This window comes from Fluviicola sp. (assembly GCF_039596355.1).
In the GTDB taxonomy this organism is placed as follows: Bacteria; Bacteroidota; Bacteroidia; order Flavobacteriales_D; family Crocinitomicaceae; genus Fluviicola.
Genome location: NZ_JBCNJW010000001.1, coordinates 979,930 through 994,347 on the forward strand (window position 1 = coordinate 979,930; position 14,418 = coordinate 994,347).

The following is a 14,418-nucleotide window of genomic DNA, read 5'->3' on the forward strand; positions in this document are numbered from 1 at the left end:
ATCAGGAAACCATTTTTTCGATTGGACAAACTAAGATTCCTTCAGCGCCGGCCGTTTTGAGTTGTCTGACAACCTGCCACACTTCTTTTTGCCGGACTACGGAATGTACACTGATCCACCCGTCTGTTGCCAAAGGCAGAATTGTCGGGCTTTTCATTCCCGGCAGGATTTCGCAAATACGATCGAGTTGTTGTTTCGGTGCATTCAACAAAATGTACTTGAATTCTTTTGCTGCCAGAACGGATTCAATGCGAAAAACGAGCTGATCCAGTAATTCCTGTTTCTCCTGGTCCAAATCCGCACCTTTGATCAGAACGGCTTCCGATTCGAGGAATGAAAACACTTCCCGCAGGTTGTTTTGAAATAAAGTATTTCCGGTTGAAACAATGTCTGCAATAGCATCCGCCAAATCGAGCGAAGGGGCAATCTCCACCGATCCTGAAATGGTGTGGATTTCAGCAGAAAGACCTTCACGTGCTAAAAACCGGCGGACCGAATTCGGGTACGATGTAGCGATGCGTTTTCCGTTTAAATCAGATACCTGGCTGATTTCAGAGGTTTTCGGAACAGCGAAAGACAAGCGGCAGCGGGAGAATCCCAGGTTTAATATGGGTTCTACATGCTTGGGTTCTTCTTCGAGTACATTTGAACCCACAATTCCCACATCAACCACTCCGTCGGCAACATACTGCGGAATGTCGGAGTTTCTGAGAAAAAGGATTTCTGCCGGGTAATCGGAAGTAATCACTTTCAACTGTCCGTTGCGGTAGTCTACTTTCAAACCGCATTCTTTCAATAATTCAAGAGATCCTTCCTGTAAGCGACCTGATTTCTGGATCGCGATAATCAAACGTTTCATGTATTGTTTTGAAATGCCTGACAACCGGAGATTCAATGATGCTGAACGAAGAAAATGACAACAAAAAACCCGCCTGATTGCCAAGCGGGTTAAAGATTTTATAGATATACATCATCTCACCAAAGCGCTTAGCTATGCATGCGATGATGATGATGTAAGGATGTCATTTTCATGTGTCAAAAGTAAATCCGAATTTTTACTCCACCAAACTAAATCGATATTTTTTTTTGACAGCTCCCCGTTTCATCCAAAATCGACACCCAAAACCAGGAGCTGTTCCGAACTGTTCAGATGTAAAAAAAGCCCTGCAAAACAGGGCTTTCGATTTATTTAAGCGGGTGGTATTACTCAATTTTGATGCATCCGTTTTTGATGGAGATTTTTGCTCCGTCTTTCACTTTTACCCAACCACATTCTGTTTTGATTTCTACTTCAGAAGCACTTGTCTGAACAGATGTGGAACTGGTTGTGGAACCGTTAAACTCAATTTTCTGAGTAGTTCCGTTGGAACGAACTTCCATGGAGTAGCTTTTAGAATCCTGGTTGTAATAACGAACCGTGAATGCGCTTGCAACTTGTACGATTAACAAGAATGCTACGGATAAAAAGATCTGTTTCAATTTCATATCGTTTTCGATTTTAAGTTAAACGTATGCAAAGATGGGGACAGAATCCAATGATTCCTAGCTCCTTTTCACAGTCGTAATTGATTCGTCTATAGATGCAGGTGCAATTTTGATATGTGCAACGAGATCATGCGGAAGCATGGCGTACTCCCCCTTTTCATCCCGGGCTTTATCTCCTGCCAGGCCATGATGAAAAACGGCTATCCGGGCGGCATCAAACGGCGAGATCCGCTGTGCCAGGCATCCCAGAATCATTCCAGTCAGCACATCGCCTGAACCACCTTTTGCCATCCCGGGATTTCCGGTGATATTGAAACAAACCGTTCCCGATGGATGTACAATTGCCGTAATGGCATCTTTCAGAACCAAAATACACGCATGCCGTTGTGTAAATTGTACCGCACGATTCAGACGATCCAGGCTATTTTCAGAAGTCCCCACCAAACGTTCAAATTCTTTCGGATGCGGAGTCAGCACACAGTTTTCGTGCAATTCCTCCATCAATCCGGGGTTTTCTGCCAATACATTCAGCGCATCTGCATCCATAACACATGCCTTTTTCGCTTGCAGCACTTTTTTCAAAGCTTTCAGTGTCCCTGCTCCGGTTCCCAGTCCGGGCCCGATTCCAATAGCTGCATACGGTTGCAAATCCGGCAGGTGTTCCCCGCTCAATTCCTGTTCATTCATATCCCAAATTCCCATTGCTTCCGGAATCCGCGTATGTAGTTGAAACTTACCTTGTGAAACCGTGTGAACAGTCAGCAATCCGACTCCAGATCGCAGTGCCGCCTCTGCACTGAGCAGGCATGCTCCCATTTTCCCATCACTACCGGCAATGAGTAAGGCGTGTCCGTATGTTCCTTTGTGTGAAAATCGTTTACGTTTCGGAATCAACTCTTTAACTGTTTTTACCTGAAGTACTGAATAAGGTGATTGTTCCAGTTCCGGACGATGCAGTAGACCGATATCGAGTACTTTCCATTCTCCGGCATATTCGGCTGTTTCGGGTAAAAAGAACGTCAGTTTCGGAGCGTGAAACGTAAACGTTTTATCGGCCCGCACAATGGTTTGGTGAGTCGGAAGTTCGTCAGCAGGAAGTCCGGAGGGCATGTCAATGGCATAAACCGGGCAGTTTGCCCCATTAATCCAATCAATAGCCTGCTTCAATTCATTTTGAGGAGCACGGTTCGACCCGATTCCCAAAATGGAATCGATGATGAGTGTCTGTGCATCCCACTCCGGATTTGTCTCCGCGTCCCAGATAAGGACATTGTCTTTGACCAGTTCGTACTGAACCCGGCAATCTTCGCTCATCGTTCCAAAGGGAACGAGGTAGCACGTTACCGGAATCCGTACAGCTTTGAAGTAACGCAGTAAGACAAAACCATCGCCCCCGTTGTTTCCCGTTCCGCAGAGCAAAACCACCGACGTCACTCGTTCATTATTCAAGATCTCTCCGATGATTTCTTCCACGCAAATACTTGCCGCCCGGTTCATTAAATCCACTGACGAAATAGGTTCGTTCTCAATGGTAAATGCATCGAGGTATTTTTGTTGTTTTGCAGAGAGAATTTGCATGCCACATTCCTTTTTTACAAGATACAAATCAATTGAAATGTGTGTATGAGAATTGAACTTTTTTTGATCACAGTTTTATCAGGTAATATGAAATGGTTACTAATCGTATTTCTTTCTCTCCGGCTTCAGGCACAAGACCTGGACTCAATTGCTCACGCACATATTCTTCGTGCAGAACGCTGCAGTGAATCATCTGATTTTATCGAAGCTGAGTTCAGTTATCAATTGGCGCGTCAAATCAATCCCAGGCTATGCTCAAAGAAAACGATGAACTATTACCGGGCATCAGCTGAAAGAGAACGGACTTTTATTACACAACATGCTCCCGGAATTGATCCCCAGCCTCTTTTCCTGACTATCATGAAATATGCTGACAAGTACCGGGAAACATATGAATTGAAAAACAAACTGACCTTGTATGAGAAAGCATACACATTCAATCCAATTGATAGCGTTGTTTGCAAAAAGCTGAATTACCTGCGACTACATGTATTCAAAAACCTGGGAGAAGCATTGAGAACTCCCGATTCGGTATACAGCCTGGATTTAGCTCTTACGCAACCGGATCAACTGGATTTTCTGAAGTTATTCAGAAACCTGGTCGAATTGGAAATCAACACCAATCATTACTCCGTCCTCCCCGATTCGGTAGAGTTTCCTGCGTTATTGAAGGTAATCCGGTTCACTGGCCATAACTTAACGGCAATACCTGCCTCTGTTTGTTCTTTATCCCAATTGGAAGAACTACATGTTTCAGGAAACAGGTTAAGCACACTTCCTGAAACTATTGAAAACTTGACTCATCTTCGATTTTTTTCAGCAAATTTCAATCAACTGACCTCGCTTCCGGTAGGTTTTTGCAGGCTTCCCGAAATTCAAATCATTTACTTGCAGGGAAATTTACTTCAATCACTTCCTGAACACTTCGGAAACCTGTCTAATCTCAAAAACCTGCAACTTTCATTTAATGACCTAAACTCCCTGCCGGATAGTTTCGGATCTCTTCACAAACTAAACAATTTGTCACTTGAAAACAATCGGCTAACGACTCTTCCGGTTACCTTGTCCGGCCTGGATTCATTGAAACAATTGATCGTAAACAACAATCTCCTGCGTCAAATTCCAAATGAATTAATGCACATGGCTAGTTTGCAAACGCTGGTTATCTATGGCAACCGATTGGAGGAATTGCCCGTAAACATTCATCAATCGAAAACACTTTCAAGTATTTTTGCATCCCACAATCAGCTCTCCTCATTACCTGATTCAATTTGGCACAGTCAATCGATTGGAAGCCTACTACTGAGTTTCAATCATTTCAATACCCTTCCGGATTCGCTTTCACAGATGAAAAAACTAACGATCCTGGATTTTGACCACAATGATTTTCAGCAAATTCCGCCCTGCATTTACCAATTAAAAACGTTAAAAACACTTCGTTTCGAAAGGAATCAAATTCAATTCATCGCAGATCAAATCGGTGATTTGTCTGAGCTCCGGGAACTGTATTTACGAGGAAACAAGATCCAAACGGTTCCAAAGAACATTTGCTACCTGAACAACCTGAAAGAATTCTGGATTCAGTCAAATCCGACCGATTACAGAGGCAACAAACAATTGAGTAATGCGGAGTTTGTATTATTACAGCAACTGCTACCCGGGGTTAAAACACATTGATACACAATGCCTTTAACTACCACCTGCGCCATCGGATTTCCAGGCGAAGTTTGCGAAATGTTGCCTGCCGGTATTTTTGATACGGTTTCTTTTTCAGCATCCAAAAGATGTTCACCATCAACATACTGCTCCACAACAAAATCAAAATCATCCTCTGCTGATGAGTTACGGTGTATTTGAAAGAACGCGGACAACAAGCGCAACTACCAGCATCACGATTCCCAGGATGAAAATCCGGAAACCGTGGTTTCGGTCTTTTGCTGCATAAACTGCGATCTTCACCCCGTTTGGAAGTACTTTCGTGGCGTTATACAAGTGCCAGCCAATCATGATTCCGAGCAAGCCGCCGAGAGCAGCAGAAATATAACCGGCAGTGACCCAAAACGGCGCGTGTTTCTCCGGTTCGGCCAGTTGCTCTATCCGATCTGTATTGATGAGTGAAAGTTCCTGATCAGTAATACTGACTCCCCGCTGATCCAGGATATCACGCGCCAGCACATAGTCAAAGCGATTCCATTCATCTTTTGCGTGCAGAATATCAATCAGTTCGTCATTGGAATAGCTGAACAGGTAATAATCCTGTGGAACATCATCTAATTGCGCCAGTACCAGTTTTTCCTGTATGTTGTCTACCCGGTCAAAATCATCCGGTTTCAATTTGATGATGTATTCGTGCGAAAAACGATCGTTCCGGATATCTGAAATAAAATTAATCGGATAATCTTCGGTTTCAAACTCAATGTGATGGTCGTTCAGCAAGGTGGTGAAATCCACAAATTCGTCTTTGCTTTGAAATGTCTGGTATGGTTGAAAGATTTCCATGATTTTTCTAAAGAGGGAACAAATATACCTGCCTTTCTTTTCACTTATCAATTTTCACGTGTCAATTATATAGAAAACAGCGTTAAAAAACCGAAAGAGCCGTGAACAAACGATTCAATCCCGTATTTTTGAAGGAATGAAACACACTATCCAATGAAACTCTTTTGCGTAATGACCATACTGCTGGCGTTGCATACCGGTTGTGCCAAATCAGCAAAACAAGAACCCCATTTTCAGCTTCCACTCCCTCAAATTAATCCCGCAAGTGCTGATATGAGCGGGAAAGTGTTTTTCATAGGGCCGGAAATTGATTCTGTTAATGCGGATATCATTGCGGCTTGTGATTGTTGTGCAAGTGATCTTGCGTTTGTGGACAGTACCTCGTTTATTTACATTGAGCGTTGTCTCGGAGGCGATGTCTATGTGAAAGGGCATTACCTCGCTTTCGGGAATACCTTGCTGCTCCAAACAGACAAAGAATACGTTTCATCCGAAGATTCCATGCCGCCCGACACGGTTTTTCAAACCACGTATGAACTGGGTTATACCAAAAAGAACAATTACATCAACTACACCCTTTCGGAGTTGAAAGGCAGGCGATTTGTCACCTACTCCAGGGAGGACTACACCGAATACGGAATTGAAACAGACAATTCCATCACCCATTTCCTGAAAGAATTCCGGGGAGAAAAAATACTGGAAGAATTCCTGAGTACCATCGTTTCGAATTAATTTCCGTTCATTTGCATCTATGATTTTCAGAAAATTAGCCGGCCTTTTTAAATCAGAAAAGAAAATAGTTCCTGAAACCGAGTCTGAACCGGAATTTGATCCGTTAAAAATGCCCATCGTGATCCATTCGAAATATGATCAGGTGGAGTTTCTGAATAAGCAATGTACCTTACTGGAAGATTTCGTGATCAATGACCAGATCAACGCATACGACCTGGAAAAATTGGCGGATCTGAATAGAATAACCCTTCAAATATATGCTGGCTGGTATCCATTGGTGATTGAGTTAATCCAGAAACTCGATAAACTTGGCTGGGACAAACGGGTTTCCTGCATCAAAGAAAAGTATGCTTCCCTCCGGTTTTACACCGATAATAAATACGATGATCTCATCGAAGAATATGAATCGAGATCACGTCATATTTGTGAAATCTGTGGTGAACGGGGAGAAAACCGTCATCGGGGCTGGGAACAAACTCTTTGTAGAGAACACCACCTGGAAAACACCCGGTACATCCATTTCGATCCAAATGGATTCATGATAAATGATGTTTTGTATTGGTGGTCTGACATTACGAATATATCTACAGACGAAGACCAGAAGTACACATGTCTTTGGTTGAAATTTAGACCTGGTGTTCTTCCCCGGAATGATTGGAATGATGATGACCAGCTTTTTGTGCACGATTCGATGCGTGGTTACGGCGAACTTCTTCAAAGACTTCTCCAGGAGTCCATCCCATTCAATTATGGCTTGCGAAATCATATCAAAATACATTTCAGCCAGGTTGAATTCTGTTTGATATGTGGTTATGAAGCCGTTTATTACAAAAAATGCGAATGTTGCGAAAACCTGTCAGACAAAGGATATGTTTCAATCGGTTACAAACCCGGAGAACTGGATCAGGAAAAAATCAAAGACCTGCAATTAGACTGGTTCCTGGATGATGGCGAGTTGTTTGAATCTCAGAATCCTTTTTACCCGAAGAACCCTGAACACCGGATTTTGTTTACGCAGGAAGAACTGGAAGAGCGCAAAAAATGGACTTTTGATTTTTAATCCTCATGAACTCATGCTTCTAGAGCGTAACCAAAAACAAACTTCCGCTTATAACATCCGACGAACTGAAAACTCATGTTTTACAAAACGACCTGTATCTTTATTTTACTAACCGTTTCCGGAGTGATGCCGGCACGTGCTCAAGGATTACATCTATTGGAACTGCTGGATCGGATGCAGCATGAACGAATGGGGAAACTGGGTATTTCCAAATACATGCTCACTACCGAGGTCTGCGATTTCGGAAAAACAACTTTGCGTGCCTATCAGCCGATTACGGAAGTGGATTCATTGGGCCGAATCATTGCGACATACAAACTGGCAGACAGCCTGCAATATCTTAGCTTTCGCAGAACCTACACCCAAACGGGAAAAGTCGATCGAACACTCAATTACAAACCGGATGGAAAGGTGGAGTATGCTTCCCAGTGTTTTTACGACGACAATGACTCATTAATCCTGATTGATTCCGGTAATAATACCCGTTCTTTTATCTATGAGACTTGCGGAGACACCATTCTAATGAAATGGATTTCAAAAAGTCTGTATTCCGAAAGGCTGGAATCCATTACGTATATCACCGAAAACGGCAAACGACAGCTTACACTGTCTCAGGATGGTAATTGCCGCGAAACACTTAAGTTATTTGACGAGCAGCACCGCATCCTCTATGAAGAAGAAGGCCAGCGTTTCCGCCTCGAAGGGTATCGGTTTGACTCTTCTACGCAATACACCTACGATGATCGCGGACGACTCATTTCTTCCCAATTCCGGGCGGAAGGAAACAGTGTGAGCCTGTTTGCATTGCGCATGCAATATGAATACGAAGGCGATAAACTGATTAAAATCGTGCGGACAAAAGGAACCGGAGATATTGATTCCCTGGTTTTTCAATGGAACAAAGCAGGACAAATCAGCTGTATCATCCTGCACGATAAATACGAAACGTACGAAGGATCAATCATCCACTTGTTCTATCACGAAAACGGCTTGCTTCGCGAACAGCATTCCCAGGGATTCAACATGCGTGGCGATGATTACTTCGCGATCACACGATACACCTATCCATAACAAAAAGTTGCAACGGTTTAAAAGCTCAAGGAGTTGACATTAAACCTTTTAAACAGTCAAACTTTTAACTATTTCTTCATCAATCGCGCTGCGTCCGGAGCGAAATACGTCAAAATACCATCCGCTCCCGCACGGCGAATACTCAACAGCATTTCCATGATCGTGCGGTCGTAATCCAGCCAGCCGTTTTTAGCTGCTGCATACACCATAGCACACTCGCCGCTCACATTGTAAGCCGTTACCGGAGTTGCAAAATTTTCTTTCAGCATATGAATGATATCCAGGTAGCACAAAGCCGGTTTAACCATAATGAAATCTGCACCTTCTGCCACATCCAGTTCCGCTTCGATCAATGCTTCGCGCTTGTTGGCAGGATTCATCTGGTATGTTTTTTTATCGCCGCTCTTCGGAGCTGAGTTCAACGCATCGCGGAAAGGACCGTAAAACGCACTGGCATATTTTGCCGTGTAGGACATAATGGAAACATCCTGGAATCCGGCGTTGTCCAATTCATCGCGGATAAACCCTACCCGTCCGTCCATCATATCAGACGGCCCGATGATATCGATTCCTGCCTGCGCCTGCGCAACAGACATTTTCCCCAGGATTTCCAGTGTCGGGTCATTGACAATCTTTCCGTCAATGACAATTCCGTCGTGTCCGTCAGAAGAATACGGATCCAGCGCCACATCCGACATCAAAACCGCTTCCGGGAATTTTTCTTTCAGCGTACGGATGACGTGCAGGTAAAAGTTCTCATCCGCGTAGCTGTAGCTTCCCAATTGATCTTTCAGGTGTTCGTCCACCGCTGGAAACAGATCAAACGTCCGTATTCCCAGTTCCATCCATTTTTCAAACTCAGGAAGCAGCTGATCCATGCTCCAGCGGAAATTTCCCGGAAGAGACGAAACTTCTTCCCGGATGTTTTTCCCATCTTTCAGGAAAATCGGGTAAATCAAGTGCTGAGGACCTAATTGAGTCTCCTCAACCATGGCTCTGATTGCTGCGTTTTTGCGATTTCTGCGCGGACGGATGTTCATATAATACGTTTTTATATTCTGAAAATGCGTGAAAACGTTGCTTCACGGGTCTGTTCGAGTATCCCGCCTGTTGTTCCCGATACGTCCGACTGAAGGAGTCGGACACTCGAACTGACATGTGCGGGATGTATCGAGAACGGCCTAAAACCTTAGTCTTTTTCAGACCTTCACCGATATTCTCATTTCGCGACACAAATTTAATTAGAATCCGGAACTATTCGCTCAAATCAGCGTTTTAAACAATTCTGGTTCAGAATTATTAACAACAAACTTCCGTTAACATTTTTTTGTATATTTTCGTCTACATGTTAACGAAGAGAAACGATGCAACTTATGAATAAGCTATTAACTACTTTCACCCTATGTACCGGTGTTGTGCTGCTAATCAGTTCCTGTGGTACGGAAGAAGAAAAAAAGCCGGAAATAAGCCAGGAAGTAACTGATCCCAACAGTTCTTTGAACGCAAAATTCGACGACAAAATCTTCAGTATTCCTTCCCCGATGCAGATGGCGCTTCTGCTGGAAGAATCCAAAGCTCCTTACAACGAATACCTATTGAATGACCTCGGAAAGGTGGATGATTATACTTCTGAGTATAAAAAAGCGTTGAACCTGGGGATTTACGGAACAGATTTAGGCTATGTTTCGATCTACAAACAGAACAGCACAGCCTTGAAATACTTATCGACCATCGAAAAACTAACCAGTAAATTAGGGCTGGAAGGTGCTTTTGATAAAGATTTCATGACACGTTTCGAAAAGAATTCGACCAATAAGGATTCCATGATGGTCATTGTTTCAGATGCCTTTAAAAAATCAGACAACTTCCTGAAGTCAAACAACCGTAAGAGCGTTTCTGCACTGATCCTGGTCGGAGGATGGATCGAATCCATGTACATTGCCTGTAACATCAATAAGGAACATGCCAATGATCAAATCCTGGATCGCATCGCAGAACAAACCGAAACATTGAATACGATTGTTGCCTTGTTGAGCGATTACAATAAAAAAGGAGCCTGGGATGAATTGATCAAGGATATGAAAGATTTGAAATTCTACTTTGATCAGATCAGTATCAAATACGAATTCTACCAGCCGGTGACGAATGCAAAAGCAAAAACAACCACTTTACGACACAAAACCGTGGTGACAATTGATTCCAACGTATTGAACTTTATCAATCAGAAAATTGAATCGATCCGATCAAAAGTAACCGAATAACAGCAGCCATATGAAAAAAATAGCCCTATATAGCATTTTTACCCTGTTCGTCGGATTTGGAGTAAAAGCACAAGATTGCGAAACACTCGTAAAGGATTGTGAAAAGATCCTCAAAGGAAAAGAACAGAATTTCGTTTCAGACGGACAGGTTTACACCGCTTTCCTGGATCGCGAGAAAGCAGAATTCAAAACAACCTTTTTCGGCGGAACAACGTATCGCATCGCTACTACAGCAGGAAAAGACGATGAATATGTCATTTTTACCGTGAAAGATCTCGACGGAAATATCTTGTTCACCAACCGTAAATTTAAAAACTCCAATTACTGGGATTTCAAAGTTCCAAGAACGATCCCTGTCATTGTGGAAACAGAATTGGATATGGACAAGAAAATCACCGGGTGTGCCGTAATGATGATCGGATTCAAACGCTAAACAAAAAAACGAGTACTTAATTCTACGCCTTGACCGGAAATGAAAAGGTTTCTTCCGCTTAGTACAGATAACATACACGCTTTGAAAGGTTCAGAAGGTTCGTCCTTTTTGAACCTTTTTGACGATTTATCCTTTTCAGTACAAAACCCGTTGTTTCCCGCGCAGGGCATACTAAACTCCGATATAGCATGAGTGAACGCATACTCCGCGCTCTAATGCAGTTATTCGCTATTATTGCGAAAGTTGATGAAGTCACCGACCCGAGCAGTGAAGCTATCGAAAGTTCCAACGGGCGCCGGATCGTGGAAGCATTTCTGCGTACGGAATTAAACGACGAATTACTCCAAAGATACATCCAGCTTTTTGACGAGTTTCTGCTGGTCCACCACCAGGGATCCGGTAAAAAAGACGGTCAGCGCAAAAGAACATCCGTAAACTCGGTGAAAGTTTTGCGCATCTGTGCTCAAATCAATGAAGAATTGACGCAGCGACAGAAAATGATCGTACTGCTCCGAATTTTCGACTTTATCCATGCAAACGACCAGGTTCACGAACAGGAGCAGGAGTTTGTACACACCGTTTCGGAATCATTCAATATTCCTGATTTCGAATACCAGCAGCTGAAGGCGTTTGTTGAAGCAAATCAGAAAACAATCCTGGACGACGAGCATTTCATGTACATCAGCGACAAGGCAATGCATCTCGAGCAGGCAAAATTCATCCGGCAGGATGGTTTGGAAGGAGCTATCCTCGTGATTCGCATCGACAGTGTCAACATTTTGTTTTTCCGATATTTCGGCCAGGGAGAATTGGTGCTGAATGGCCAGATTGTTTCGAGCTTCCGCCGTCATATCCTGAACCAGGGATCTTCGCTTCGCACCAACAAATCTGCACCGATTTATTACAGCGATGTCATCTCCCGCTTTCTCAACGATGCCAACCAGGAAAAAATCACATTCAAGGCAGATCACCTGCAATTCCATTTCAACAGCGGAAAAGTAGGTCTGCACGAAATCAATTTCATTGAACAATCCGGGAAACTGGTTGGAGTAATGGGCGGTTCCGGAGCCGGAAAATCAACTTTCCTGAACGTTTTAAACGGGAACTACACGCCTACTCACGGAGCCGTTACGATCAACGGAGTAGACCTTCACCGTGAGAAATCACGACTGGAGGGTGTGATCGGTTTTGTTTCACAAGATGACCTGCTGATCGACGAATTGACCGTTTTTCAAAACTTGTATTTCAATACCAAATTGTGTTTCAATGATTTATCTGAATCACAATTAAAGAAAAAAGTATTGGACCTGCTTTCCGATATCGGTTTGAGCGATGCCAAAAACCTGAAAGTCGGAAGCCCGTTGGAAAAAACCATTTCCGGAGGACAGCGCAAACGACTGAATATTGCCCTGGAATTAATCCGCGAGCCGGCGGTTATGTTTGTAGATGAACCTACTTCCGGACTTTCTTCCCGTGATTCGGAGAATATCATGGATATGCTCAAAGAACTTTCCCTGAAAGGAAAACTGATCTTTGTGGTCATTCACCAGCCGTCTTCCGAGATTTTCAAGATGTTTGACCGCCTGATGATTCTCGACCAGGGAGGCTACCCGGTTTTTGACGGTGACCCGATTGATGCAGTGGTTTACTTCAAAACACACGTGCACCATGTCAATGCCAATGAACGGGAATGCCCGGTTTGTGGTAACGTGAATCCGGAACAGATTTTCAATATCATCGAATCCAAAGTGGTGGATGAGTACGGAAACCAAACCAAGGTACGGAAAGTCAGTCCGAAAGAATGGAACGAACGATACTTATCTGACTACAAAACACCTGATATTGAAGAGATTATTGAACCAATCAAAGGTACATCACACATTGCCAATAAGATAAGGCAATTCAAGGTATTCTTCCTGAGAGACGTTTTGAGCAAGCTGGCGAACCGCCAGTACATGGTTATCAACATGCTGGAAGCCCCCGTTTTAGCCGCGATTCTCTCTTTCTTCGTAAAGTTTTTTAACTCAGACGGCAAAGGACATGAAGACTACGTATTCTACGAAAACGAGAACATTCCGCAATACCTGTTCATTTCAGTGGTTGTAGCGCTTTTCCTCGGATTAACCGTTGCAGCGGAAGAAATCATCAAAGACAAGAAGATTCTGAAGCGTGAAAGTTTCCTGAATCTCTCCCTCGGCTCCTATTTGTGGTCAAAAATATTGATCATGTTCATCATTTCGGCTGTGCAAACCGCGTTATTCGTGCTAATCGGAAACCTGATCCTGGAAATCCACGGACTCTGGCTGGAATACTGGGTGGTACTCTTCTCCACTTCCTGCATGGCCAATGTACTCGGATTAAACATTTCCAGTGCGTTCAATTCCGCAAAAGTCATCTACATCATTGTACCGTTATTGATCATTCCTCAGTTATTATTTTCCGGGGTAATCGTGAAATTCGACAAACTCCACCCGATTTTTTCCGCGAATAACGAAGTGCCGTGGGTTGGAAATGCCATGGCATCGCGCTGGGCATACGAAGCACTGGCGGTTGTTCAGGCCTCGGACAACGAACATGAGCGGATGCAGTTCAACCTGCACCAGAAGCAAAGTAACGCCAGCTGGAAACGGGATTACTGGATTCCGGAAATGAAGAATCAACTGACCATTTTAGCAGATAAAAAGTCTTCTCTGGTGGATTTTGAACGTGCAAAACGCATCCTGGCAAATGAAATCAGGAAAGAAATCAACCTGTGGGACAAACTGGAATGCAAAGGATGTATTGAAAGTGTTACGGCCCTGAAAAAGGGAAAAACATCGGTACAGGAAGTGCAGTACGACATCGGTGGATTCCTCGAAATGATGAAAAAGCAGTACAACCTGTCATACAACGAAGCAACCGAAAAACTGGACCGTTTGGTAGTTCAGATGGGCGAAAAAGCATACGAAAAATCACAGGAAGCCTATGTTAATGAAAGCCTGGAAGATTTGGTAACCAACCGCACAGAGGTACAGAAAATCATTGTGACGGATAACGAATTGATTCAAAAAGACGATCCGCTTTACATCGATCCGAAGAACACCCGTCTGCTGGACGCACCGTTCTACGCCTACAAAAAATACTGGTTCGGAATCCCGATGAGTACTTTCCTGGCGAATGTCATGGTTCTTTGGGGAATGACAATCTTGCTGATTATCACACTTTATTATGACCTGCTCCGGAAATTCCTGGAATTGTTCTCCAAAGCAAGAAGGTCCCGAAGCATTTCATAGAAAAATAACACTCGTGTGTTTTCAACA

12 protein-coding genes are annotated in these 14,418 nt (G+C 43.5%); 7 read left to right on the top strand and 5 right to left on the bottom strand.

Annotated elements, in window-relative coordinates; genetic code table 11:
• Window position 1: 1 nt before the first annotated feature.
• The 3 genes from hisG to ABDV94_RS04130 form a co-directional block, all read right to left on the bottom strand.
• Window positions 2-859, bottom strand: coding sequence for an ATP phosphoribosyltransferase (gene hisG / locus ABDV94_RS04120; RefSeq protein ID WP_343605004.1), 858 nt, complete (start codon window positions 857-859; stop codon window positions 2-4).
• A gap of 344 nt (window positions 860-1,203) precedes the next feature.
• Complete coding sequence (locus ABDV94_RS04125; RefSeq protein ID WP_343605006.1) at window positions 1,204-1,485, bottom strand: hypothetical protein; 282 nt, start codon at window positions 1,483-1,485, stop codon at window positions 1,204-1,206.
• A 57-nt stretch (window positions 1,486-1,542) separates the two neighbouring features.
• Window positions 1,543-3,063, bottom strand: coding sequence for an NAD(P)H-hydrate dehydratase (locus ABDV94_RS04130; RefSeq protein WP_343605008.1), 1,521 nt, complete (start codon window positions 3,061-3,063; stop codon window positions 1,543-1,545).
• 87 nt (window positions 3,064-3,150) lie between these two features.
• Between ABDV94_RS04130 and ABDV94_RS04135 the strand changes: the two genes are divergently transcribed.
• Window positions 3,151-4,740 carry a hypothetical protein gene (locus ABDV94_RS04135; protein WP_343605009.1) on the top strand — a complete coding sequence of 530 codons (1,590 nt, stop codon included), beginning with the start codon at window positions 3,151-3,153 and terminating at the stop codon, window positions 4,738-4,740.
• A 165-nt stretch (window positions 4,741-4,905) separates the two neighbouring features.
• On the opposite strand, the gene ABDV94_RS04140 is transcribed toward ABDV94_RS04135, so the two are convergent.
• The gene (locus ABDV94_RS04140) at window positions 4,906-5,562 is read right to left on the bottom strand and encodes a hypothetical protein (protein ID WP_343605010.1); all 657 of its coding nucleotides are present in this window, start codon (window positions 5,560-5,562) and stop codon (window positions 4,906-4,908) included.
• Between the two features lie 171 nt (window positions 5,563-5,733).
• On the opposite strand from ABDV94_RS04140, the gene ABDV94_RS04145 reads away from it, so the two are divergent.
• From ABDV94_RS04145 to ABDV94_RS04155, 3 genes are all read left to right on the top strand, one after another.
• On the top strand, window positions 5,734-6,294 hold the full coding sequence (locus ABDV94_RS04145) for a hypothetical protein (protein WP_343605012.1): 561 nt from the start codon (window positions 5,734-5,736) through the stop codon (window positions 6,292-6,294).
• A 118-nt stretch (window positions 6,295-6,412) separates the two neighbouring features.
• Window positions 6,413-7,354: a hypothetical protein gene (locus ABDV94_RS04150; RefSeq protein ID WP_343605014.1), complete on the top strand. Its 942-nt coding sequence runs from the start codon at window positions 6,413-6,415 to the stop codon at window positions 7,352-7,354.
• Window positions 7,355-7,429: 75 nt separating this feature from the next.
• The gene (locus ABDV94_RS04155) at window positions 7,430-8,425 is read left to right on the top strand and encodes a hypothetical protein (RefSeq protein ID WP_343605016.1); all 996 of its coding nucleotides are present in this window, start codon (window positions 7,430-7,432) and stop codon (window positions 8,423-8,425) included.
• 68 nt (window positions 8,426-8,493) lie between these two features.
• On the opposite strand, the gene hemB is transcribed toward ABDV94_RS04155, so the two are convergent.
• Window positions 8,494-9,465 carry a porphobilinogen synthase gene (gene hemB / locus ABDV94_RS04160; RefSeq protein WP_343605018.1) on the bottom strand — a complete coding sequence of 324 codons (972 nt, stop codon included), beginning with the start codon at window positions 9,463-9,465 and terminating at the stop codon, window positions 8,494-8,496.
• A gap of 333 nt (window positions 9,466-9,798) precedes the next feature.
• Between hemB and ABDV94_RS04165 the strand changes: the two genes are divergently transcribed.
• The 3 genes from ABDV94_RS04165 to ABDV94_RS04175 all read left to right on the top strand — a co-directional run bounded on the left by ABDV94_RS04165 (window position 9,799) and on the right by ABDV94_RS04175 (window position 14,391).
• Window positions 9,799-10,686 carry a hypothetical protein gene (locus ABDV94_RS04165; protein ID WP_343605021.1) on the top strand — a complete coding sequence of 296 codons (888 nt, stop codon included), beginning with the start codon at window positions 9,799-9,801 and terminating at the stop codon, window positions 10,684-10,686.
• A 10-nt stretch (window positions 10,687-10,696) separates the two neighbouring features.
• On the top strand, window positions 10,697-11,119 hold the full coding sequence (locus tag ABDV94_RS04170) for a hypothetical protein (RefSeq protein WP_343605022.1): 423 nt from the start codon (window positions 10,697-10,699) through the stop codon (window positions 11,117-11,119).
• Window positions 11,120-11,307: 188 nt separating this feature from the next.
• Window positions 11,308-14,391, top strand: coding sequence for an ATP-binding cassette domain-containing protein (locus ABDV94_RS04175; RefSeq protein WP_343605023.1), 3,084 nt, complete (start codon window positions 11,308-11,310; stop codon window positions 14,389-14,391).
• The last annotated feature ends 27 nt before the right edge of the window (window positions 14,392-14,418 follow it).